The sequence below is a fragment of the Paraburkholderia heleia NBRC 101817 genome, from assembly GCF_000739775.1.
Taxonomy (GTDB): domain Bacteria; phylum Pseudomonadota; class Gammaproteobacteria; order Burkholderiales; family Burkholderiaceae; genus Paraburkholderia; species Paraburkholderia heleia.
Genome location: NZ_BBJH01000020.1, coordinates 101404 through 123456 on the forward strand (window position 1 = coordinate 101404; position 22053 = coordinate 123456).

Here is a 22053-nt window from a genome sequence, read left to right on the forward strand (position 1 = left end):
CAAGCCGGGTTCAGGCGCGGATCAGGGTTGGCGCGCGGCCGTCTGTGCGTCGACGGCATCGAGCCATTCGCCGAACATGCGGCTCGCCTGTGCTTCCAGTTGAGGCCCGTGGCGCGACGTGTCGTCGCGCAGCGCGTTCACGTCCACCCCCGCGCCGGCGAGTTCGGCGGCATGACCGATCAGCCAGGGCTCGAAGCGGTCGGCGCGCACTTCGGGATGGCACTGCAGGCCGAGCACGTGCTCGCCCCATGAAAACGCCTGGTTCTCGCAGGGCGGCGTGGAAGCGAGACGCGTCGCGCCCTGCGGCAGATCGAAGGTATCGCCATGCCAGTGCAGCATGGAGGTCTCCGCGCCGTCGAGGTGCCGCAGCGGCGAGGCACGGCCGGCGTCGGTGAGCGTGAGCGGCGTCCAGCCGATCTCGGGCTGGAGCCCCGCATACACGCGAGCACCGAGCACGCGCGCAATCAGTTGCGCGCCGAGGCAGATGCCGAGCGTAGGCAGACCGGCCGCGATGCGCTTTTCGATCATCGCGGCAAGGGGAACGAGTGTGGGATAGCGCGCATCGTCGCACGCGTTGATCGGGCCGCCGAGCACGACCATGAGCGACGCCGACAAGGGATTGAGCGCGCCGACACGGGCGAAGCCGACGTCGACGTAGCGCACGGGGCGGCCACGGTCGCCGAGCACGCGCTCGAAGCTGCCGAGGTCCTCGAAATAGACATGGCGCACAGCCAATACTTCGCGATTCATCGGCAAATTCCCGGGTCGGCTGTGGGCGGCATGCACGTCACCGCTTTTTCACGGCGCGTGCGAACATTCGCGCCAACGGTTGTGGCAATCCACTTCCGGCAATACTTGCGAGAACTACACAAATTGCCAGGCACGCGTCTGATATACGCGAAGTCAGACACGCAAAGTGAGCACGCCATCGACAGCGCGACGCTTTGCGTTACCGCGCGTTACATACATGGCGCGCACCGCCCGCCCATGAGGGCGGCGGCGCAGCTTCAGCCTTAAACCGCGAAGATCTTCCAGTTCTTCTTCTGGGTCGTCACGTCGGCCTGTTCGTAGACCGAGCAATCGAGACGCAGATCCGTGTCGGCCATGTCGATGTTCAGCAACTGGCAGTGATGCGGCGTCTTCTTCGGGTTCTTGCTCGGCTCGAAATGCGAGCAGGTCAGGCACATGCGGTGTTGCGGGCTGGTTTCCTGCGATTCGAGCAGATAAACCGTCTTGAGCAGCGTGCGATACAGCGTGGACTGCTCGTCCGCCTTCAGCGTGCCGACCGCCTTCGACAGGAAGTCGGGCCACTGCGAGGCCTTTTTCGCCGCCGTGCGGCCGCGCGAGGTGAGACGCACCGCAAGTGCGCGGCCGTCGTCGAGCGCACGGCGCTTTTCGACCAGGCCCTTGGTTTCAAGCGTGCTCACCGCGTCGCTCGTGGTCGCGGCCGTGAGGGCCGTTTCGCGCGCGATCTCGCCGAGGCGCATCGGCCCCTTACGCTGCATCAGCAGCACGAGAATCTCGCCCTGGGTAGGCGTGAGTCCTGCCCCTTCGGCCCAGTCCCACGCCTGGCTCCGCATTGCCGTGCTAAGTCGCAGCAGGCTATGGGTCACCCGCCCGGCTGCCTGCTCTCCGTATACGCCTTCGCTCATAGTCTTTCGCTGGTTATTGGCAGCTTGCGCTGCATCGTCAGCCGCCGCTTTGACCGACGGCCTGTGGGAACGCTGGCGCCCGGTTCCCCGAGCGCCGCACCATCTCAAAATATTCCTGCAACGCCTACGCAATCGTATGCGTTGCACTGTCATGTTTCTTGCCGCAGGTCCCGGAAACTTCCTTCAAGTCCCGGCGCCGGTGCAGCAAACCGACATTCTATGCGAGAGCGGCAAATCGCACAGCTAACTTATCCAACGTGAATTGTGGATAACCCGTTGATAAGCAGGCTATTGCCTTGTGTACAGGTTCCTGGCTGCTCCCCTTCGTCGCCCCGTGACCCATGCAGGTTATCGCGGATTTCTGTCTCGAACGCAACTGGAATCTGCCCGATTGTGCCTAACCAATCATTACGTAGTCCATTGAGTTTGCAGGGAAAACGAAGGTTACCCACAACGGCGCGGGTCATTTGATCATGAATATGGACCATGTCGGAACCCTGGTCAAAAAAATAAGAACCCCCAGGTACCTCGAAGTCAGCAAAAAAATTTGCGTCCACCTCGAAAAAAGTGGCGTCCGGAACCAACGCGCCCCGTATTTGGCCCGCTTTTCACACGCTTCTCACCCGTTTTCCGGTGCCCGAAAACACCAAGGGCAGCCCGAAAGCCGCCCTTGCATCCTCTTTTGCCCGCGCGGGGCGCGCTTCAGACACCTCTGGCACCCCGCGAAAATCGGTCAGTGGTCCTGTGTGTCCGCCGGCGCCCCCTTGCGATTCCCGTCAGGCGCGCCAGCGCAGGCACTGCTGCCGCACCGCCTCGTGCAGCGACTTTTCCTCGGCCACCACACTGCGCAGCCACGTGGCATCGTTATTCTGCGCCCGGGCGATCGTGCCGATTTCGGTGAGCGCGCGCGTCGAGCCGAGCACCTCCCCGTGCGGCGCAATCCGCTCGAGCGTGTCGAGAATGTCTTCGGAAATCGTGCGGCGCTCGCCCGTTTGCGGATTCACGCAGGTGCCGGCGAGGCCGAAGCGGCACGCCTGGAAGCGGTTGAACGTGTACACGAGATAGTCGTCCTCGAGCGGCGCGATCGGTCGATCGGTGAGCAGATGGCGCGCGAGCGTCTGGATGTAGCAGGCGATCGCGGCGGCGCGCTCGACCGAAAGCGGCGTGTCCATCACGCGCACCTCGATCGTGCCGAAGCCGGGTTTCGGGCGGATGTCCCAGTAGAAGTCTTTCATGCTGTTGACAACGCCCGTGTGCACCATCTTCGAGAAGTACTCCTTGAACTCCTCCCAGCTCAGCACGAACGGCGCGCGGCCCGACAGCGGAAACGCGAACACGGAATTCAGTCGTGCCGAATGAAATCCGGTGTCCACGCCCTGCACATAGGGCGACGACGCCGAGAGCGCGATGAAATGCGGGATGAAGCGCGAAAGCGAGTGCAGCAGGAAGAGCGCGCTGTCCGCATCCGGGCAGCCGATATGCACGTGCTGGCCGAACACTGTGAATTGCTTCGCCAGGTAGCCGTACAGCTCGGACAGATACTGAAAGCGCGGCGTATCGACGATGCGCCGGTCGCTCCACTGCTGGAACGCGTGCGTACCGCCGCCGCACAGACCGACGTTGAGACGATCGGCCGCAGCGACGAGCACGTCGCGAATCTTGCGCAGATCGGCCACGGCCTGCTCGTGATTCGTGCAGATGCCGGTGGAGAGTTCGATCATGCTTTCGGTGATTTCGGGCGTGATATTGCCCGGAATCTCCTGATCTTTGACGAGGCGCATGAGATCGCTGCCCGCCTTGGTCAAATCGTAGTCGTGCGTGTTGACGATCTGCATTTCGAGTTCGACGCCGAACGTGAACGGCTTCGAATCGACAAATGTTTCAAGTGACATGGCGTTTCCTGTCGGGGCGCCGCGCGCGAGCCGCCGGCCGCGCGCGACGCGAGATTCATTTTTCGCCGCGTTCGCCGACGAGCGCAAGCGCGCGATAGACCACCCAGGGTCCGAAGAGCTGCAGCACGACGATCGAGCACAGAATGATCGCGCGCAGGCGCGGATCGAACGTCGGGTAAAGCTCGTAGGTGTCCTCGACGAGCAGCAGCGCGAGCGCCGACATGGGCGTCAAGGCGATGCCGAGCGCCATACCCTGCTTCCAGTGCAGCCCGCTCGGTTTGGCGAAGATCAGCACGCCGACGAGCTTGGCCACGAGACGGGAGACAATCAGCCCCGCCGCCGCCGCGCCGCCCACGAGAATGTCGTGCCACTCGAAGGTGGTGAGCGTGAGCACGAACAGAATCACCGTGAGCAGCCATCCGGCCGTGCCGAAATGCTGCGGCCACAGCTGCGGACGCGGCTCCAGATTCTTCACGATGATGCCCGCGGCAAGCAGGCTCAGGATCGTCGAAAGCTTGAGCAGGTGCGCAACGGCGATCGCCAGCAGCACGAGGCCGAACAGCGCGACGAACGAATGCTCGTCCTGCGGGCTCAGCCGACGGTAAAACAGCGTGCACGCCCGGGCGAGCACGAACGCGAGAATCAGCGAGCCGATCAGCAGATAAAGCGGCTGCAGGATCGTCGCGAACACGTTGCCGTACATTTCCTGATGCAGCCAGGTCGAGGCGAGCTTCTCCACGATCACCGCATACATGCTGTTGAGCGCCGTGAGCGTCAGCAGGCGCTGCGTGACCTGGCCTTCCGCGCGCAGCTCGGTCTTGAGCTGGATCACCATGGCAGGCGACGTCGCCATGGCGATCGCGGACACGACGAGCGCGATCATCGTCGGCACGGAAAGGAACAGCAGCACCGCGAGCACGAGCACGAAGGTGAGCGAGGACTCGGCAAGACTCGAAAGGATCAGCCAGGGATTGCGGCGGATCCAGCGCAGGTCGAGACGGCTGCCCAGTTCGAACAGCAGCAGGCCGAGCGCGACGTCGAGCAGCGGCCGCGCGGCCGTGCCGACATCGGCGTCGATCACGCCGAACCCGGCCGATCCGGCAATGAGCCCGATCACCCCATAGCCCGAGATCCGCGGCAAGCGCCACGCCCGATAACAAAGCTCGCCGCACAAACCGGCGGCGAGCAGCGCGAGCCCGGCCCAGAAAATACCGTCGAGCTGCAACGGCCAGGCGGGAAAAAACGAAAACGCCGACTTCATCGTGGTGGCTTCTCCTTGGCAACGACATCTTGCGTGGGATCGAATCCGGCTGTCCGACGTTAGATCGACATACGACTGGCCAACAGGCAAGCCGCGTGCCGCACGAGGCGAATGACACCTCGACTCCCCGTCCGTTGTCTGCCAGCCCTGCGCAACAATCCAGGGAGCCGGCTGGCCCGACGATACGACGATTGGGCGAGCTGGCGCCGATATGCGCTTCCTGCGGCGAGTGCGGGCAAACAGTGTGCGGCAAAACGCTGCGGCCAAGCAGTGCGCCGGCACACGACGGTGCGGCGAACAGCCGGTACGGGCGCTTTGCGTGTGGTGTGGCTGCGCCCGCGTTGGATGAACGAACGCTGCCGTCTACCCTGAGCACTCAGATTCAGGATGAGGGGCAACCGTTCCTTGGGTACGTCGGCCGTCTGATGCGGCATTTGACGCGGAAAGAACGGCGATTGTGCCATAGCTTTTTTGCAATTGCCCCACCGCCTCGAAAGCATCGACAAAGACGGTAATAGCGTCCTCATTGTGCACTTTTGACGACGTATGCGGAAAAAATGACCGCATCGGGCAGGCCGCTTTCGTCAGGGGATTCAAGCTCCGGCTGGATCGTGCTTGCCGGCAGCGATGGCGTCAGCTTGGGGTTTACGGTTTACCGTATGTATACGTAGTAGAAGTTAACAAGGGCCTGGATTTCCTGTGGATAACCGGAGTTTACCGAGAGGAATCCGCGAGTTGGCGCTCGCACAACCGCGCGCAAAGCATGTGCGGTCCACGCGCGCTTCGAAGAGTAACTTTTGGGCCTGGAACGGGGCGTGCTGAGTTACCCCGTTTACGTCCACACCGGTTCCACACCCGATTCGCCGGCAATTCGCGCGGTTGTCCACAGCGTTGTGTGGACAACCTGGGCTCTTTTTCCGTGTGCCGCGCTCAAAGACTGCGCTGGCGCAAGGCGCGCTGCAGGAAGCGCGCCGGATCCAGCTGGTCGGCGAGTTCCCGCTCGAGCGGCCAAGGCTCGCCTTCCAGCTGGGACGCGATCAGCTCCGCCCCCAGCCCCGCCCACACGAGCCCGCGCGAGCCAAACGCATACGCGCCGTAGAGGCCGCTTGCGCGCGGCAGGTCGAGCGGCCATGCGCCGGCCAGACGCGGGGCGTCGCGGCGGGCGGCGTCTTCGTCGGCGAGGGGGCCGAGCATCGGCATGCGGTCGCTGGTGACGCAGCGGAACGCCACGCGGCCCGCGAAATCGCGCTCGCCCTGGGCCGCGGCAAGCTCGGGGAGCATGTGCGCGACGCGTTCGATGTTCTCGGTGTGACCGGCGGCGCGCAGCGCGTCGTCGGCGTCGTCGACTTCGTAGGTGGCGCCCGCGAGCGTGACGCCGCCGTCGAGTGGCACCGCATAGCCCTCGCCGATCACGGGCACGCGCAGGTTCGCGAGCGGGCTGGGGTCGACGAGCGTGAGCTGGCCGCGCACGATGCGCGTGGGCGCATGCGCGAGCGCGGCGGCCCGCGAGGCGTCCTGGGCGTTGGCGAAGACCACCGCGGCTGCCTGTGCGACGAGCCGGCCGGCGTCGTCGAACACCTGCCATTCGTCGGATTCCCGTTCGCCGGCGCGCGCAATGCGACCGATACGCACGCCGAAACGTGTCTCGACCTGCGCGCCGGGCAGCGCGGCGGCGAAGGCGCATTGCGCACGGCAGAGCATTGCCGGGTCGATCGCGCCGCCCTGCGGATAGAACCACCCGCCTTGATGGAGTGCAACGCCGGCCAGCGTCTGCGCTTGCTCGCGCGTGACGGCGCGCACGAATTCTTCGGGATAGCCGAACGATTCGAGGGCGGCGGCGACGGCGCGCGACTCGTCGTCGGTGACGAGATGGAGCAAGCCGGCATGTGAGCGCCTCGGCGCATGGCCGGCGGCTTCGAGCGCGGCCCAGCGTTGCAGCGCGTAGAGGAACCCCGCGCGCGTGATGCGCGACGCGCTGCTGTCGTCGCGTGAAATCAGCGGATGGAACACGCCGGCCGGATTGCCCGATGCCTCGAGCGCGGGCGCGGCGTTGCGCTCGACGAGCGTCACGCGCCAGCCGCGCACGGCCAGCCGCTCGACGAGCGCGCAGCCGGCGAGGCCCGCTCCCACGACGATGGCGTGCCGCTCGCGCAGTGCAAGGGGCAGCGGCGGCTCGTAGCGGCGCACGCGCCAGCGCGGCGCGAAGCGTCCGACCAGCATCGCCCACTTGCCGTTGAAGCCTTGCACCTTGCGGTATTCGAAGCCGTTTTGCTCCAGCGCGCGCTTGACGTTGCCCGAACTGCTCCAGGTCGCGAAGGTGGCGTCCTCGCCGGCGATGCGCGCAAGCGCCTTGAAAATGGCCGGCGACCAGAGATCGGGATTCTTCGCCGGGGCGAAGCCGTCGAGGTAGATCGCATCGGCGCGCATCCACATTTTGGGAAATACCTCGAGCGCATCGCCGAAAACGAGCGTGAGCGTGACGCGGCCGCCGTCGAATTCCAGGCGGTGGGTGCCCGGCAGGAGCATCGGCCAGGCGTTCACGAGTGCGCGCGCGAGCGGTGCTTCGCGTGTGTGCGCAACGACTGTGTCGAGTGCGCTTTGCAGGTCGTTGCGCGCGAACGGATGTTTTTCCACCGAAACGAAATGCAGGCGTTCGCAGCGCGCCGGGTCCTCGCGCCATGCCGACCACGTGGCGAGAAAGTTCACGCCCATGCCGAAGCCGGTTTCGACGACGGTGAAGACTCGCCGGTCTCGCCAGCGCTGCGGCAGCGCGTTGCCGTTCAGAAAGACGGCTTGGGCCTGTGCGAATGCGCCCCCCGTGCTGTGATAAATGTCGCCATAGAGGGGCGAAAACGGCGTGCCGTCTTCCCGGAAAGCGAGCGTGGCGGGTGTCAGGGTGGCGGTCATGAGGAACGCGAAGCCAGAGGTGAGGAGAAAACAGGCAAGCCGCGAGGCTGGAAAAAGCGTGTGGCGAAGGCCGGTTGCGCCGCCGCAAACGCTTGTCGGGCCGGCGTTTGCGCGCATGCTGCGTTGGCGCGGCGCAACGCGTGCCGCGGGAAAAACGTCGCACGCGGGGGGATTTGCAGGGGTGGACACCCCAAAAAGGTCTAACCGCTCCAAAAAACCCGCATGTCCCGCGCGAAATCTTCGAAACCCTTGTCGTTATTGGGTTTGCGCTGCGCTATCATAGCAAGCGCCGCCCAGGGAAGCGGCAGCACGGACGTTGCGGCATCAGACACATGCGAGTCGCCGCAACGCGAAAACGCCGGGGTGCTCCGGGTCCGTCGCTGCTCGACGGCGCGGCACGCGTCCGTATAATCGGCGCGTTCGCGCTGTTCGTGTCAACCTAAACACAGAAAGGAACTTCTCAATGAATAAACAGGAACTGATCGACGCCGTCGCAGCACAGACGGGCGCTAGCAAGGCACAAACCGGCGAGACGCTGGACACGCTCCTCGAAGTGGTCAAGAAGGCTGTGTCGAAGGGTGACGCGGTTCAGCTGATCGGCTTCGGCAGTTTCGGTTCGGGCAAGCGCGCAGCCCGTACGGGTCGCAACCCGAAGACCGGCGAAACCATCAAGATTCCCGCTGCCAAGACCGTCAAGTTCACGGCTGGCAAGGCGTTCAAGGACGCCGTCAACAAGCGCTAAGGCGTTGCCGCTTTAAGTTGACACCCGCCCCCTGGCGGGTTTTTTTTCGCCTGCGCCTCATCCATCGCAGGGACGAAAGCAAACGGCGCCGCATTTTTGCGGCGCCGTTGTTCGTTGAGCGCGTCGTCCGGGTCAGTCGGGGCGGTGGACGATTTCGTCGTGACCGCTGTGATCATGATCGTGATCGTCGTCGTCGAGTTCCCAGGACGGGAACGGATCGGCGTAGCCCAGCCAGGCTTCGGGGCCTGCCGAATATTGCGCATCGGTCAGAAGGCATCCATCGAGCTTCGCGCGCCATGCATCATGGTCGAGATTCACGCCGATCATCACCAGCTCCTGGCGGCGGTCGCCGACGCCGGGGTCGTCGAGATCGCCCTGCCAGTCGGCGGCGATTTCCTTTTCGAGTTCGGCGTCCTGCGGCCATTGCTCGCGCGGCAGCGCCGCCCACCACGTGCCCGCGGGACCGTGACGGCACACGCCGCCCGCCTGCGAGAGCATGCCCGTCACGTCGTTGCGCGTAGCAAGCCAGAAGAAGCCCTTCGAGCGCAGCACGCCCTTCCACTCCTGGTTGAGCAGCGCCCAGAAGCGCTCGGGATGAAACGGGCGGCGCGCGCGATAAACAAAGTTGCTGATGCCGTACTCGTCGGCCTCGCTGCGCGATGTATGCGTATGCGCCGGATCGTGGCAATGCGCCGGGTCGTCGCAATGATCATCGTCATGGTCATGCAGCGACGCGAGCCAGCCCGGCGCGCTCGACGCCGCGTCGAAATCGAAGCGGCCGGTTTTGATCACTTCCTCGAGCGGCACGTTGCCGAAGCGGCTCACCACCTGCACCGCGCGCGGATTGATGCGCGCGAGAATGTGCTGCAGGCGTGCGAGTTCGTCGTCGCTCACGAGGTCGGCCTTGTTGAGCACGAGCACGTCGCAGAATTCCACCTGATCGACGAGCAGTTCCACGATCGCGCGGTCGTCTTCCTCGCTTGCGGCCACCCCGCGCTGCGCGAGCTGGTCCGCGCTCGCGTAGTCGCGCAGGAAGTTGAACGCGTCGACGACGGTGACCATCGTGTCGAGACGCGCGAATTCATCGAGCGCGATGCCGTCGTCGCCAGCGAACGTGAAGGTTTCCGCGATCGGCATGGGTTCGGCCACGCCGGTCGATTCGATCACGATGGCGTCGAAGCGCTGGCCGGCATTGGCCGGCTCGGCGAGGCGCTGGATCTCGGTGAGCAGGTCGTCGCGCAGCGTGCAGCAGATGCAGCCGTTCGACATTTCGACTACGCGCTCTTCCACGCGCGAGAGCGCCGAGGCGTCGCGCACGAGCGCGGCGTCGATGTTCACCGAGGCGAGGTCGTTGACGATCACCGCCACGCGCAGGCCCGCGCGGTTCGACAGGATATGGTTGAGCAGCGTGGTCTTGCCCGCGCCCAGAAAACCCGAGAGCACGGTGACGGGCAGTGGCGGCTGGTTCATCGCAGTTGTGGTGCAGAAAGTGAGTCGGAAGAAACGCTGCAGGCAAGGATCGAAATCCTCGTAAGGGTGCGGCGCCAGCCAGCATTTTGCACCATGCGCGCGCGCCGCGCAGGGCATGCGTGCCGCCGCATTCAGGGCGCGAGCACGTGGTGAGCGCGCGAGCGCGCTACTGCATGAGATGCCACTTGCGCAGAATGTCGGCGATCTGCTGCGCGTACTGGTCGCGCAGCGTCGGCGTTTCGGAATGGTAAGCGCCGACGGCAGCCCACGTGTTGCCGTACTTGTTCATCTTCTGGCGCAGATGCCACGCGGCGATATAGACGTTCTTGCACGGCTCCATGAGCGTGCTTTGCGAAATGCCGTACTGCGAGAGCACGGGCAGATGCACGGAATTGATCTGCATGACGCCGTAGTCGATCGAACCGTTCGCATTCCTGTGTACTGCGTCGGGCCGGTTGTGCGACTCCTGCCAGGCAATGGCGCGCAGGATCAGCGGATTGACCTTCTGGTAGCGCGCGGCCTCGTCGAAACAGTCGGCGTGTGCGAGCGTGCTGACGCTCGCGGCGACGAGCACCACGGCGGCGGCAAGCGTAGCGGACCCGATGTTCGGCATGGCGACTCACGCGGAAGCTGACGAAAGAGCAAACGAAAAGACAAGCGAAAAGACAAGCAAGGAGGCGAACCGTGCACCTGAAGGATGCCGCAATCTCTCGCTGACCGGCCTGTTTTCTGGCGCGCAATGCGGGAATTCCCACATAAGGAAGCGCCGAAAGTGCGTTGGCCATCCTTCGGGCCGCTCGTATGATACCGGTCACCGATGACGCGTCAAGCCAGCCGCACGGACAAGACGCCCTCATGCTTACAAACGGCTTGGGATTGACGGCTGGCGCGGCTCGGGGATTAGAAGAATTCCCCGGAGAGCCATTTTTTGTGACAAATTCGACACGAAAAACTGCTACTGTTCCATCTTTTGTTGACTGGCGGACGTCCCGGCTGAGGAGAGCCGGCGCCGGCACCCGTCAGGAAAACACAGGCGAGCCGGCCCCACAGCCGTACGTCGAGGACGAATAGCCGCGCGCGTCTGCCGCCGGCTTCGATAAGACACCCATGAGAAGAAATCGTATGGCTTTGCGTCGCGTCGCCACGGCGTTGCTCGTGAGCGGACTCATTACGGCACAGCTTGCCTATGCGCAGGTCACGCTCAATTTCGTCAACGCCGACATCGACCAGGTGGCGAAGGCAATTGGCGCCGCCACCGGCAAAACGATCATCGTCGATCCCCGCGTGAAGGGGCAGCTCAATCTCGTCTCGGAGAACCCTGTCCCTGAGGATCAGGCGCTCAAGACCCTGCAGTCGGCGCTGCGCATGCAAGGCTTCGCGCTCGTGCAGGATCACGGCGTCCTGAAGGTCGTGCCGGAAGCCGACGCCAAGCTGCAGGGCGTGCCCACTTATGTGGGCAATACGCCCACGGCGCATGGCGACCAGGTGGTGACCCAGGTGTTCACGCTCAGGCACGAGTCGGCGAACAACCTGCTGCCGGTGTTGCGCCCGCTCATCTCGCCGAACAACACCATTGCCGCCTACCCGGCCAACAACACGCTCATCGTGACCGACTATGCGGACAACGTGCGCCGCATCGCCTCGATCATCGCGGGCGTGGACTCGGCCGCCGGGCAGCAGGTGCAGGTGGTGCCGCTGCACAACGCCAATGCGCTCGACATCGCGCCGCAAATCGCGAAGATGCTCGACCCGGGCGCGATCGGCGCCTCGGACCCGTCGCTGAAGGTTTCGGTCGTCGCCGACCCGCGCACCAACTCGCTGATGCTGCGCGCCTCGAACGCGCAACGCCTTGCCTCCGCAGTCCAGCTCTCGAAGCAGCTCGATGCGCCGACCAGCATGCCGGGCAACATTCACGTCGTCCCGCTGCGCAATGCCGACGCCACGCAGCTCGCCAAGACGCTGCGCGGCATGCTCGGCAAGGGCGGCAACGACACGTCGTCCTCAGGCAACGCGAATGGCTTCAACCAGGCCGGCAACAGCGGCGGCGGCGGCGGCAGCACGTCGACCGGCACCGCCGGCACGCCGCCGCTGCCGTCGAGTTCGCTCGGCGGCGGCACGTCGATGGGCAGTTCGCTCGGCGGGGGCAGTTCATATGGCAGCGGCGGCAGCGGCAGCAACGAAGCCCCGTTCCTCGGCGGCGACAAGGACAAGGGCGACGAGAACCAGCCAGGCGGCATGATCCAGGCCGATCCGGCGACCAACTCGCTGATCATCACCGCGCCGGATGCGGTGTACCGCAACCTGCGCGCCGTGATCAACCAGCTCGATGCGCGGCGCGCGCAGGTCTATATCGAGGCGCTGATCGTCGAGCTGAACTCGACCACCAACGCCAACCTGGGCATTCAGTGGCAGGTCGCGAGCGGCAACGTCTACGCGGGCACCAATCTGGCCACCGGCAGCGGCAACAGCATCGTCAACCTGACGGCTGCCGCCGCCGCCGCCGCGAGCACCGGCGGCCTCGCCAACGCACTTGGCTCTTCCGGCCTCCAGCAGGGCCTGAACGTAGGCTGGATCAAGAACATCTTCGGCGTGCAGGGGCTTGGCGCGTTGCTGCAGGCACTCTCGCAAACCGCCGACGCCAACGTGCTGTCCACGCCTAACCTCATCACGCTCGACAACCAGGAAGCGAAGATCGTCGTCGGTACGAACGTGCCGATCCAGACGGGTTCGTATTCGAACCTCACGAGCGGCACGGCGAGCACGGCGTTCAATACCTACGATCGTGTGGACGTGGGCCTGACGCTGCACATCAAGCCGCAGATCACCGACGGCGGCATCCTGAAGCTGCAGCTGTATACGGAAGACTCGGCGATCGTGACGGGCACGACCAACGCGACGACCAATCCGGCCGGCCCCGAGTTCACCAAGCGTTCGATCCAGTCGACCGTGCTGGCCGACAACGGCGAGATCATCGTGCTCGGCGGCCTGATGCAGGACAACTACCAGGTCGCCAACAGCAAGGTGCCGCTGCTTGGCGACATTCCGTGGCTCGGCCAGCTGTTCCGCTCGGAAAACAAGACGCGCGAGAAGACCAACCTGATGGTGTTCCTGCGTCCGGTGATCATCAACGACCGTGATACGGCGCAGGCGGTCACGTCGAATCGCTACGACTACATCCAGGGCGTGACGGGTGCGTACAAGTCCGACAACAACTTGATCAAGGATCGCGACGACCCGGTCGTGCCGCCGATGCCGCTCGGTCCGAGCGAGGGCGGATCCGCGCTGAACCTGTTCGATCTCGACCAGATGCGGCGTCAACAGGCGGTGGGCGTGCAGCCCGCGGCGCCTGCCAATCCGGCGAGCGCCGTGCAAGTGCAGCCCGCTGTACCGACGCAAAACGCGCCCGTGCAGACCGCGCCGGTGGAAACCACGCCGGTGCAGCAGGCGGCGCCTGCCACGACACGGGTGCAGCCGTGAGCACGCCGCACGCGCCTGCGGCCACTGGCGGTGCGGACCGCGAGCCGCCCTCGCCGCTCGCCGCGCGTCTCGTGCCGTACGGCTTCGCGCGCAGCGGCCAGATTCTGGTTGCCCAGCAGCGCGCCGAAGGCCTCGAAGTGTGGATCAGCGAGCGCACCTCGCAGGCCGCCATCGCCGAGGTCGCGCGCAACTTCGGCGCGTTCGCGCTCGTGCGCGTGCCGGCCGACGAACTCGCGCAGGCCATCAACCAGGCCTACGCGCGCCAGGACGGCAGCGCCGCGCAGGTGGTGGGCGAAGTGGAAGGCGAAGTCGACCTTTCGCGCCTCATGCAGGACATTCCCGAAGTGGAAGACCTGCTGGAGTCCGAAGACGACGCGCCGATCATCCGCATGATCAACGCGCTCCTCACGCAGGCCGCGCGCGAGCAGGCGTCGGACATTCATATCGAGCCGTTCGAGAACGCCTCGGTCGTGCGCTTTCGCGTGGACGGCACGCTGCGCGACGTCGTGCGCCCGAAAAAGGCGCTGCATGGCGCGCTGATCTCGCGTATCAAGATCATGGCGCAGCTCGACATCGCCGAGAAACGCCTGCCGCAGGACGGCCGCATCACGCTGCGCGTGGGCGGGCGTCCGGTGGACGTGCGCGTTTCCACGCTGCCCACGGGCCACGGCGAGCGCGCGGTGCTGCGTCTGCTGGAAAAGGACGCGCAGCGCCTGAACCTCGAAGCGCTCGGCATGGCCGGCGACACGCTCGGCAAGTTCGACCAGCTGATCGCAAAGCCGCACGGCATCGTGCTCGTGACCGGCCCGACGGGCTCGGGCAAGACGACCACGCTCTACGCGTCGATGTCGCGGCTCGAAACGGCCACGACCAACATCATGACCGTGGAAGACCCGATCGAGTACGACCTCTCGGGCATCGGCCAAACGCAGGTGAACGAGCGCATCGGCATGACGTTCGCGCGCGCGTTGCGCTCGATCCTGCGTCAGGATCCGGACATCATCATGATCGGTGAAATCCGCGACCTCGAAACCGCGCAGATCGCCGTCCAGGCATCGCTCACGGGCCACCTCGTGCTCGCCACGCTCCATACCAACGACGCCGCCTCGGCGGTGACGCGTCTGACCGACATGGGCGTCGAGCCGTATCTGCTCGCATCGTCCCTGCTTGGCGTGCTGGCGCAGCGGCTCGTGCGCCAGCTCTGCCCCGTGTGCAAGGAAGAACGCGTGGAAGACGACGGCAGAAAGCGCTGGCATCCGGTGGGCTGCGATCGCTGCGGCCATTCGGGCTATGCGGGGCGGCGCGGCGTGTACGAACTGCTGCTCATCGACGAGCCGATTCGCGCGCTCATCCACCGCAACGCCGCCGATGCGGAAATCTTCGAGGCCGGCCGCGCGCAAGGCATGCGCACGCTGCGTGAAGACGGCGAGCGCTGGGTCGAAGCGGGCAGGACGTCGCTCGAGGAAGTGCTGCGCGTGACGGGCGGCGCGTGATGGGCCGCAACATGAACCCCCAGATGGACGCTCAATAAAAGCGAGGGCGATCAGCAACATGCCGGCATTTCGCTTCGAAGCCATCGACGCCACGGGCAAAGCGCAAAAAGGCGTGCTCGACGCGGACAGCGCACGCGGCGCACGAGCGCTGCTGCGCGGCCAGGGCCTCACGCCGCTCGTGGTCGAACCCGCCGCGAGCCGCACGCGCGGCGCGCGAGCGCAGCGGCTCGCGCTCGGGCGCAAGCTCTCGCAGCGCGAGCAGGCGATCCTCACGCGCCAGCTCGCGAGCCTGCTGGTGGCGGGCCTGCCGCTCGGCGAGGCGCTTGCGGTGCTCACTGAGCAGTCCGAGCGCGACTACATTCGCGAGCTGATGGCGGCCATTCGCGCCGAGGTGCTGGGCGGCCATTCGCTCGCCAGCGCGCTCGAGCAGCATCCGCGCGACTTCCCCGACATCTACCGCGCGCTCGTGGCCGCGGGCGAGCACACCGGCAAGCTCGGCATCGTGCTGTCGCGCCTCGCCGACTACATCGAGCAGCGCAACGCGCTCAAGCAGAAGATCGTGCTCGCCTTCACGTACCCGACGATCGTCACGATCATCGCGTTCGGCATCGTCACGTTCCTGCTCAGCTACGTGGTGCCGCAAGTGGTGAACGTGTTTGCGAGCACGAAGCAGCAGCTGCCCTTGCTCACCATCGTGATGATGGCGCTCTCGGGCTTCGTGCGGCAATGGTGGTGGGCGGTGCTGATCGCCGTGGCCGTGGTGGCGTGGATCGTGCGCTCGACCTTGCGCCGGCCCGGCCCGCGTCTCGCATTCGACCGCTGGATGCTCACCGCGCCGCTCGCGGGCAAGCTCGTGCGCGGCTACAACACCGTGCGCTTCGCGAGCACGCTCGGCATTCTCTCCGCGGCGGGCGTGCCGATCCTGCGCGCGCTGCAGGCGGCTGGCGAAACGCTCTCGAACAAGGCGATGCGCACGAACATCGACGAAGCCATCGTGCGTGTGCGCGAAGGCACCTCGCTGTCGCGCGCGCTGGGCAACACGAAGACGTTTCCGCCCGTGCTCGTGCACCTGATCCGTTCGGGCGAGGCGACCGGCGACGTGACGACCATGCTCGACCGCGCGGCCGAAGGCGAGGCGCGCGAACTCGAGCGGCGCACGATGTTCCTCACGAGCCTGCTCGAACCGCTCCTGATCCTGGCGATGGGGGGCGTCGTGCTCGTGATCGTGCTCGCGGTGATGCTGCCGATCATCGAGCTGAACAACCTCGTGCAGTAAGGCGTGCGAACGGCACGAGGTCGCAGGAAGGCGGACGCGCGGAACTCAGCGCACGTAGATGGTGGGACCGGCTGCGTTGGGCGGCAGGAAGATTTCGGAGTGCACGCCGTGGCGGTCGATGACGATCGAGCGGGGGCGCACTTCGAAGAGTTTCGAGTTCTGGTCGATCGGGCCGCCGAGCGAGATGGCCCGCGGCGGTTCACCGCCCACGCTGACAATGGCCGCTGCGCCTTGCGAGAGCGCGAGGATGCCGAAGAGGTGAATGTCCTGCACGGGGTTGCGCTCGAGCCTGCCGCCGAACAGCGTGCCGGCCTGGTCGAGCGAAACGGGCGCGCGGGCGGCGGCGGCCTGCACCGGTGCCGCGTGGTTCGTGGCCAGGGTGATCGCCCACCACGTGGCCGTGGCGCAGAACACCGCAAATGCGGCGAGGGAAAGTAGACGGATTTGCAGTGGGTTCATGCGCTCATTGTACGAAGGTTTATGAAATTTTTGATGTACGCGTTTGCCATGCCCGCGAGGCGTCGGAAAGGCGTCATCGTGTGACATTACAATGACCCGTCATGCGTGCGGGGACCCGGCCTGCCCAAGGCGGCGGGGTCGATTGCAGGCGCGACGAAGCGCGGCGCACAGGCGTGTACCGCAACCATATCCAGCGAGGGAGGAAAGAACTCATGTCCATGCGGGCCAAATTGTGGAGCCGGCGCCGTGCCGAAATGGAGGTCACGCGCGCGCGCCGTCAACGCGGCTTCACGCTCATCGAAATCATGGTCGTGATCGCGATTCTCGGCATTCTGGCCGCGTTGATCGTGCCGAAGATCATGAGCCGTCCCGATGAAGCGCGCCGCGTCGCCGCGCGCCAGGACATCGGCACGATCATGCAGGCGATGAAGCTCTATCGCCTCGACAACGGCCGCTATCCGACCCAGGACCAGGGGCTGCAGGCGCTCGTGCAAAAGCCGACCACCGACCCCGTGCCGAACAACTGGAAGGACGGCGGCTATCTGGAGCGTCTGCCCAACGACCCGTGGGGCAATGCGTACCAGTACCTGAACCCGGGCGTGCACGGCGAGATCGACGTATTCAGTTACGGCGCCGACGGCAAACCGGGCGGCGAAGGCAACGACGCCGACGTCGGGTCCTGGCAGTAAGTCGTCCGCCCCGCCGCATCCATGCACCCGAGCCGCCTTGCCCCTTGCGGGGACCGCCGATCGCCACGCACCGCGCGCGCGGGCATGCGTTCGCGCGCGGCGGGCTTCACGCTGCTCGAAATGCTCGTGGTGCTGCTGATCGCGGGGATTCTCATCTCGCTCGCTTCGCTCACCCTCACGCGCAATCCGCGCACCGACCTGAACGAAGAAGCGCAGCGGCTCGCGCTTTTGTTCGAGTCGGCGGGCGACGAGGCGCAGGTGCGCGCCCGGCCCATTGCATGGCAGCCGCTCGCGGGCGGGTTCCGCTTCGACGTCCATACCGAGGACGGCTGGCGCCCGCTGCGCGACGACCTGCTCGGACCGCGCCAGTGGGAAGGCGGCGTGACCGGCGTGGCGATCACCTACCCCGGCAGCGACGACACGCAGGCTAACCGGCTCATTTTCGGCACGGAAGCCGTGGACGTGCCGGTGCAGGTCACGCTCTTCTCGGCAGCCGGCCGCGCGACGATCGTCGGCACCGGCACTGGCCGCTTCGAGGTGCGCTGAGATGCGGCTCCCGATGCGTAGCGAAAAGCGCGGCCACGGCGCTCGCCTGTTTCGTGCGGCTCGGCCGCTGCGCGAGCGCGGCTTCACGATGATCGAGGTATTGGTTGCGCTCGCAATCATCGCGATTGCGCTGGCCGCTTCGCTGCGCGCCGTGGGCAGCCTCGCCGCGAGCGAAGCCGATCTGCACGACCGCCTGCTCGCGGGCTGGAGTGCGGACAACACGCTTGCGCAACTGCGTCTCGCGCACGCATGGCCGGACCTTGGCGAGAGCCGCTTCGACTGCTCGCAGGGCAATCTGCGGCTGACCTGCACGCAGCAGGTCGCGACGACGCCCAACCCCGTTTTTCGGCGCGTGGAGGTGTCGGTGACGACGCCCGGGCGTTCCGGCAATCTCGCGCAACTCGTCACGGTGCTCGCCAATGAGACGAACCGCTCGTTGTGACCGCGCGCGCGCCGCCGCGTCAGCGCGCGGCTTCACGCTGATCGAGCTGCTCGTGGCGATCGCCATCATGGCCGTGGTGGCGATCCTCTCGTGGCGCGGCCTGGACGAGATCGTGCGCGGCCGCGAAACCATCACGCGCTCGATGGCGGAGGAACGCGTGTTCGCGCAGATGTTCGACCAGATGCGCATCGACTTGCGCGAAGCGACCTCGGACGACGAAGCGGGCGGCATCGCCATCTCGCTCGACGGCGGCGCGCTGCAGATCGTGCGCGCGTTCGCGGTGCCGCCGGGCGCGGCGCCGCGCCTGCAAGTGGTGCGTTACCGCGTGTCGGGCGGCCAGGTGGTGCGCTATGCGTCGCCACCGCTCGCCAATCTCGGCGAATTGCGGCGCGCGCTGCGCGGCGGCGAAGGCGACAACTGGAGCGCGTTGCCGATGATGAGCGGCGTGGACGTCATCAACGCACGCCTGTATGTGCCGAAGACGGGCTGGACGGCGAACATGCAGGACGTGCGCTCGCAGGTGAGCGGCAACAACAACGATCTCAAAGTGCCGCAGCTCGGCAACGCGCCGCTGCCGCGCGCGGTGACGGGCGTGCAGGTGAGCGTGGGCTCGCATTCGCTCGAGCGGCCGGTGACCCGCGTGTTCATGGTGGGGGAATGACGTTGCGCACACAACGAACTTCCACCCGGCGATCTGGCCGCTCCACGCGCGCACGGCGCGGCGCGGCCATCATCAGCGCGCTGCTCGTCGTGGCGCTCTCGGCGATCCTCGTCTCGGGCATGTTGTGGCGCCAGCAGGTGCAGTTGCGCCGTATCGAGAACCAGCGGCTGCTCGCGCAGGCGCAATGGGTCGCGCGCGCCTCGCTCGACTGGACGCGCCTCGTGTTGCGCTCCGAAGCGGATACGTCGGCGGGCGTCACGTATCTCGGCGGCGCGTGGGGCGTGCCGCTCGCGAGGACGCGCCTGTCCGACTTTCTCGGCCAGATCGGCGAGGCGCACGCGCAACAGGGCGCGGACACCTGGCTCTCGGGTTCGATCGAAGACGCCCAGGCGCGCTTCAATCTGCGCGATCTCGTGGCGAGCAACGCGCCGGGTTCGCTGCAGCTGAACCTCACGGAGATCGAGGCATTCGCGCGCCTGTTGCAGATTCTCGGCATCGACCAGCAACTCGCCAGGAACACCGCGGTGTATCTGCGCTCGGGGCTCGCTTACTCGGCAACGCGCTTCCAGACGCAAACCGCCACGACGAGCGGCACCTCGCAAACCGAGGTGCTCGCGGGCGGCGGAACGACTGGTGGCGGCAACGACACCGACAACCCCGGCCTCGCGGACGCCGACAGCAACAGCAGCGTCGCGCCGCTCCTGATGACGAGCGTGGATTCGCTGCTCGACGTGCCCGGCTTCACACCCGACGCCGTCGCGCGGCTGCGTCCGTTCGTGACGATCCTGCCGACCGTCACGCCCGTGAACATGAACACGGCGAGCGCCGAGGTGATCGCCTCCGTCGTGACGGGCATGAGCCTGTCGAATGCACAGGCCCTCGTCGCGCGTCGCCAGAGCGTGTTCTTCCGCAATGTGAGCGACGTGCAGCTCGCGCTCGAAGGCGTGGGCGTGAAGCAGGCCTCGATCGACACGTCGCAGATCGACGTCAACACGAGTTATTTTCTCGTCCATGGGCGCGTGCAGCACGAGCGCGCCGAGGTGGACCGCACGACGCTTGTCTGGCGCGACCCGCTCACTCATACGACGCGCATCGTGCGCGTTCGCGACGAACCATGAATCCGTCCCCGACCAACATCGAAAAGAGGTGCGTTTGAGCACGCTGATCGTTCTCATGCCGCCCCGCGACCCGGCGGTCCACTCGCAGGAATGGCAGCTGCCGGAGCTGCCGTTCGTGCTGCTCGACAAGGCGGGCAACACGCAGCGCGCGGGCCGGTCGGCACTCGGGCTGCTGCCGAAGGCCTCGGCCACCGTCCTGATGATCGCCGCGCGCGACCTGCTCATGCTCGCCACGGCCGTGCCGCCGCTCAAGGGGCCGCGGCTGCGTCAGGCGCTGCCGAACGTGGTCGAGGATCATCTGATCCAGGATGCGCAGACCTGCCATCTCGCGCTCGATCCCAGACGTCTGGCCGATGGCCGCCAGGTGGTGGCGGCCATCGATCGCGGCTGGTTCCGCTTTCTGCTGGAAGGCTTCACCGCCGCCGGGCACCGCAACCTGCGGGCCGTGCCGGTGGCGCGCTGCCTGCCGGCGGCGCAGGCGGTGGAAACCGTTCAGCAGGTTCAGGTGACCGAACCTGCCGGGCCGGGCGCAGCGCCCGACGGCGCGGCTGCCGGGACGCCCGCGACCGAACCTGCGGCCGAACCCGTGACCGCGTGCGTACTCGGCCATGTCGTCGCGACCGCGCCCATGCTGTTGCCCGGCGTCGCACCCGAGCCTGCGGCCGCCACGGCGCAGGCCGCGCTCGAACTCGCGATCGTGCGCGGCGCGCTCGCCGAGGGCTTCGCGGTGCCTGCCGCGAGCATCGCCGCCACCGTCACGGCGCTTGCCGGCGGCGCGCCCGTTTCGGCCTACGTCCTCACCAATCTGCCCGGCGAGCCCGTGAGCGCCGCCGCGCGCGCGTCGCTCGCCGCAGCGTTGCCGGGTGCGCAGACGCTCACGTTCGAGGCGCTCGCGCGCCGTGCGCTCGCCTGCCGCTTCGACCTTTGCCAGTTCGAGTTCGCTTCGCAGCCGTGGCGGCTCGACCGCGCGACGCTGCGCCGTCTGCGCGTGCCGATCGTGCTCGTGGCGGCGTCGCTCGTCGTGGCGGTCGTCGGCGCGAATATCCAGTGGCTGATGATGGCGCGCCAGCGCGACGCGATCAGCGCGCAGATGACCGAGCTGCTCCTCAACGCGTTCCCGAAGACGACCGTCGTGCTCGATCCCGCCGGACAGATGGCGCGCCAGTTGCAGCAGTTGCGCCTCGCCGCGGGCGAGCCTTCGCCCGACGACTTCCTCGCGCTCTCCGACGGTCTCGCGCGCTCGCTCGGCCCGGTGCCCGCGAACGGCATCGCGGCCCTCGACTATCACGACCGGCGTCTGGACGTGACCTTCAAGCCAGGCGTCAACGTCGACGCCGATCTCGCGAAACGCCTCGCGGGCAACGGCCTTGCGGGCACCGTGGATGCCAGCACGGGCAAATGGACCATCAGGAGCGCATCGTGAAGACAACGGCTATGAGCGGCGCGTGGGCCGAGGCCTGGACGGACTTCTGGGAGGCGCGCACGACGCGCGAGAAGACGCTGCTCACGTGGGGCGGCGCGGCGCTGGCGCTGGCGATCGGCTGGTCGGTGCTGTGGCAGCCTGCCGCCGACGGCCGTGCGCGCCTGCGTGAGAGCCTGCCCGGCATGCAGCGCGAACTCGCGCAGATGACGGCCGAGGCCGACGAGGCGCGCTCGCTGGCCGGCGCTGCGGCGAGCGTGGCGCCGGGCGGCCAGGCGCTCAAGGACGCGGTCGCCGCCTCGCTCGCCGATCATTCGCTCGCGGGCGCGCAGATTCAGCTGATCGGCACGACGGTGCAGGTACAGATGAAGAACGTGTCGTTTCCGGCGTGGACCGCGTGGCTCGACGACGTGCGCAAGCAATTCAAGGTGCAGGTGGTCGAGGCGCACATCACCGCGCTGAAGGCCGATGGCCAGGTCGACTTGACGGCCTCGCTGCAACCGGCGAATACGCATTAAGAAGAAAAAGCGCGTATGGAAAAGCGCACT

19 protein-coding genes are annotated in these 22053 nt (G+C 66.4%); 11 read left to right on the plus strand and 8 right to left on the minus strand.

Annotation, left to right across the window (positions count from 1 at the left end; all coding sequences use genetic code 11):
- Nucleotides 1–21 precede the first annotated feature (21 nt).
- The 5 genes from BHE01S_RS17280 to mnmC all read right to left on the minus strand — a co-directional run bounded on the left by BHE01S_RS17280 (nucleotide 22) and on the right by mnmC (nucleotide 7712).
- Nucleotides 22–750, minus strand: a complete 729-nt coding sequence (locus BHE01S_RS17280; RefSeq protein ID WP_042266029.1) for a glutamine amidotransferase — start codon at nucleotides 748–750, stop codon at nucleotides 22–24.
- A 263-nt stretch (nucleotides 751–1013) separates the two neighbouring features.
- Entirely contained in the window at nucleotides 1014–1652 is a 639-nt protein-coding gene (locus BHE01S_RS17285; RefSeq protein ID WP_042266031.1) for a MarR family winged helix-turn-helix transcriptional regulator, read from the minus strand.
- A gap of 776 nt (nucleotides 1653–2428) precedes the next feature.
- Entirely contained in the window at nucleotides 2429–3544 is a 1116-nt protein-coding gene (locus tag BHE01S_RS17290; RefSeq protein WP_042266145.1) for a YbdK family carboxylate-amine ligase, read from the minus strand.
- A 55-nt stretch (nucleotides 3545–3599) separates the two neighbouring features.
- Entirely contained in the window at nucleotides 3600–4805 is a 1206-nt protein-coding gene (locus tag BHE01S_RS17295; protein WP_042266032.1) for a cation:proton antiporter, read from the minus strand.
- A 930-nt stretch (nucleotides 4806–5735) separates the two neighbouring features.
- Nucleotides 5736–7712, minus strand: a complete 1977-nt coding sequence (mnmC, locus tag BHE01S_RS17300; protein ID WP_042266147.1) for a bifunctional tRNA (5-methylaminomethyl-2-thiouridine)(34)-methyltransferase MnmD/FAD-dependent 5-carboxymethylaminomethyl-2-thiouridine(34) oxidoreductase MnmC — start codon at nucleotides 7710–7712, stop codon at nucleotides 5736–5738.
- Nucleotides 7713–8175: 463 nt separating this feature from the next.
- Between mnmC and BHE01S_RS17305 the strand changes: the two genes are divergently transcribed.
- Entirely contained in the window at nucleotides 8176–8454 is a 279-nt protein-coding gene (locus tag BHE01S_RS17305) for an HU family DNA-binding protein (RefSeq protein ID WP_027815965.1), read from the plus strand.
- 132 nt (nucleotides 8455–8586) lie between these two features.
- Here BHE01S_RS17305 and BHE01S_RS17310 read toward each other — a convergent pair whose 3' ends face one another.
- The gene (locus BHE01S_RS17310; RefSeq protein ID WP_042266033.1) at nucleotides 8587–9924 is read right to left on the minus strand and encodes a GTP-binding protein; all 1338 of its coding nucleotides are present in this window, start codon (nucleotides 9922–9924) and stop codon (nucleotides 8587–8589) included.
- A 166-nt stretch (nucleotides 9925–10090) separates the two neighbouring features.
- Nucleotides 10091–10537: a lytic transglycosylase domain-containing protein gene (locus BHE01S_RS17315; protein ID WP_042266034.1), complete on the minus strand. Its 447-nt coding sequence runs from the start codon at nucleotides 10535–10537 to the stop codon at nucleotides 10091–10093.
- A 509-nt stretch (nucleotides 10538–11046) separates the two neighbouring features.
- Between BHE01S_RS17315 and gspD the strand changes: the two genes are divergently transcribed.
- From gspD to gspF, 3 genes are read left to right on the plus strand one after another with little or no spacing between them, the layout of a single operon-like run.
- Nucleotides 11047–13401: a type II secretion system secretin GspD gene (gspD, locus tag BHE01S_RS17320; protein ID WP_042266036.1), complete on the plus strand. Its 2355-nt coding sequence runs from the start codon at nucleotides 11047–11049 to the stop codon at nucleotides 13399–13401.
- Complete coding sequence (gene gspE / locus BHE01S_RS17325; protein WP_042266037.1) at nucleotides 13398–14894, plus strand: type II secretion system ATPase GspE; 1497 nt, start codon at nucleotides 13398–13400, stop codon at nucleotides 14892–14894. Before gspD ends, gspE begins: the two co-directional genes overlap by 4 nt.
- Before the next feature lie 58 nt (nucleotides 14895–14952).
- Nucleotides 14953–16170, plus strand: a complete 1218-nt coding sequence (gene gspF / locus BHE01S_RS17330; protein WP_042266039.1) for a type II secretion system inner membrane protein GspF — start codon at nucleotides 14953–14955, stop codon at nucleotides 16168–16170.
- A gap of 45 nt (nucleotides 16171–16215) precedes the next feature.
- On the opposite strand, the gene BHE01S_RS17335 is transcribed toward gspF, so the two are convergent.
- Nucleotides 16216–16629 (minus strand): hypothetical protein, encoded by a 414-nt coding sequence (locus BHE01S_RS17335; protein WP_042266041.1) that lies wholly within the window; start codon nucleotides 16627–16629, stop codon nucleotides 16216–16218.
- 254 nt (nucleotides 16630–16883) lie between these two features.
- Here BHE01S_RS17335 and gspG point away from each other — a divergent pair, with 254 nt between their 5' ends.
- The 7 genes from gspG to BHE01S_RS17370 are packed head-to-tail and all read left to right on the plus strand — an operon-like array spanning nucleotide 16884 to nucleotide 22023.
- Nucleotides 16884–17318: a type II secretion system major pseudopilin GspG gene (gspG, locus tag BHE01S_RS17340; RefSeq protein ID WP_110383239.1), complete on the plus strand. Its 435-nt coding sequence runs from the start codon at nucleotides 16884–16886 to the stop codon at nucleotides 17316–17318.
- Between the two features lie 21 nt (nucleotides 17319–17339).
- On the plus strand, nucleotides 17340–17864 hold the full coding sequence (locus tag BHE01S_RS17345) for a GspH/FimT family pseudopilin (protein ID WP_042266042.1): 525 nt from the start codon (nucleotides 17340–17342) through the stop codon (nucleotides 17862–17864).
- A 13-nt stretch (nucleotides 17865–17877) separates the two neighbouring features.
- Nucleotides 17878–18306 carry a type II secretion system minor pseudopilin GspI gene (gene gspI, locus BHE01S_RS17350; protein WP_042266151.1) on the plus strand — a complete coding sequence of 143 codons (429 nt, stop codon included), beginning with the start codon at nucleotides 17878–17880 and terminating at the stop codon, nucleotides 18304–18306.
- Nucleotides 18284–18967, plus strand: a complete 684-nt coding sequence (locus BHE01S_RS17355; RefSeq protein WP_042266044.1) for a PulJ/GspJ family protein — start codon at nucleotides 18284–18286, stop codon at nucleotides 18965–18967. The genes gspI and BHE01S_RS17355 overlap by 23 nt, the downstream gene beginning before the upstream one ends.
- Nucleotides 18964–20085 carry a type II secretion system minor pseudopilin GspK gene (gene gspK, locus BHE01S_RS17360; protein ID WP_042266045.1) on the plus strand — a complete coding sequence of 374 codons (1122 nt, stop codon included), beginning with the start codon at nucleotides 18964–18966 and terminating at the stop codon, nucleotides 20083–20085. Before BHE01S_RS17355 ends, gspK begins: the two co-directional genes overlap by 4 nt.
- Before the next feature lie 34 nt (nucleotides 20086–20119).
- Nucleotides 20120–21508 carry a type II secretion system protein GspL gene (gene gspL / locus BHE01S_RS17365; RefSeq protein WP_042266047.1) on the plus strand — a complete coding sequence of 463 codons (1389 nt, stop codon included), beginning with the start codon at nucleotides 20120–20122 and terminating at the stop codon, nucleotides 21506–21508.
- Nucleotides 21484–22023: a type II secretion system protein M gene (locus tag BHE01S_RS17370; protein WP_157025455.1), complete on the plus strand. Its 540-nt coding sequence runs from the start codon at nucleotides 21484–21486 to the stop codon at nucleotides 22021–22023. Before gspL ends, BHE01S_RS17370 begins: the two co-directional genes overlap by 25 nt.
- The last annotated feature ends 30 nt before the right edge of the window (nucleotides 22024–22053 follow it).

Excerpts from the sequence above, each read along its gene's own strand:
- BHE01S_RS17280 (WP_042266029.1), bottom strand. The coding sequence starts at position 750 with ATGAATCGCGAAGTATTGGCTGTGCGCCATGTCTATTTCGAGGACCTC.
- BHE01S_RS17295 (WP_042266032.1), bottom strand. The coding sequence starts at position 4,805 with ATGAAGTCGGCGTTTTCGTTTTTTCCCGCCTGGCCGTTGCAGCTCGAC.
- BHE01S_RS17290 (WP_042266145.1), bottom strand. The coding sequence starts at position 3,544 with ATGTCACTTGAAACATTTGTCGATTCGAAGCCGTTCACGTTCGGCGTC.
- BHE01S_RS17305 (WP_027815965.1), top strand. The coding sequence starts at position 8,176 with ATGAATAAACAGGAACTGATCGACGCCGTCGCAGCACAGACGGGCGCT.
- BHE01S_RS17285 (WP_042266031.1), bottom strand. The coding sequence starts at position 1,652 with ATGAGCGAAGGCGTATACGGAGAGCAGGCAGCCGGGCGGGTGACCCAT.
- BHE01S_RS17345 (WP_042266042.1), top strand. The coding sequence starts at position 17,340 with ATGCACCCGAGCCGCCTTGCCCCTTGCGGGGACCGCCGATCGCCACGC.
- BHE01S_RS17370 (WP_157025455.1), top strand. The coding sequence starts at position 21,484 with ATGGACCATCAGGAGCGCATCGTGAAGACAACGGCTATGAGCGGCGCG.
- gspG (WP_110383239.1), top strand. The coding sequence starts at position 16,884 with ATGGAGGTCACGCGCGCGCGCCGTCAACGCGGCTTCACGCTCATCGAA.
- BHE01S_RS17310 (WP_042266033.1), bottom strand. The coding sequence starts at position 9,924 with ATGAACCAGCCGCCACTGCCCGTCACCGTGCTCTCGGGTTTTCTGGGC.
- gspD (WP_042266036.1), top strand. The coding sequence starts at position 11,047 with ATGGCTTTGCGTCGCGTCGCCACGGCGTTGCTCGTGAGCGGACTCATT.
- BHE01S_RS17315 (WP_042266034.1), bottom strand. The coding sequence starts at position 10,537 with ATGCCGAACATCGGGTCCGCTACGCTTGCCGCCGCCGTGGTGCTCGTC.
- gspI (WP_042266151.1), top strand. The coding sequence starts at position 17,878 with ATGCGTAGCGAAAAGCGCGGCCACGGCGCTCGCCTGTTTCGTGCGGCT.
- BHE01S_RS17355 (WP_042266044.1), top strand. The coding sequence starts at position 18,284 with ATGAGACGAACCGCTCGTTGTGACCGCGCGCGCGCCGCCGCGTCAGCG.
- gspK (WP_042266045.1), top strand. The coding sequence starts at position 18,964 with ATGACGTTGCGCACACAACGAACTTCCACCCGGCGATCTGGCCGCTCC.
- BHE01S_RS17335 (WP_042266041.1), bottom strand. The coding sequence starts at position 16,629 with ATGAACCCACTGCAAATCCGTCTACTTTCCCTCGCCGCATTTGCGGTG.
- gspF (WP_042266039.1), top strand. The coding sequence starts at position 14,953 with ATGCCGGCATTTCGCTTCGAAGCCATCGACGCCACGGGCAAAGCGCAA.
- mnmC (WP_042266147.1), bottom strand. The coding sequence starts at position 7,712 with ATGACCGCCACCCTGACACCCGCCACGCTCGCTTTCCGGGAAGACGGC.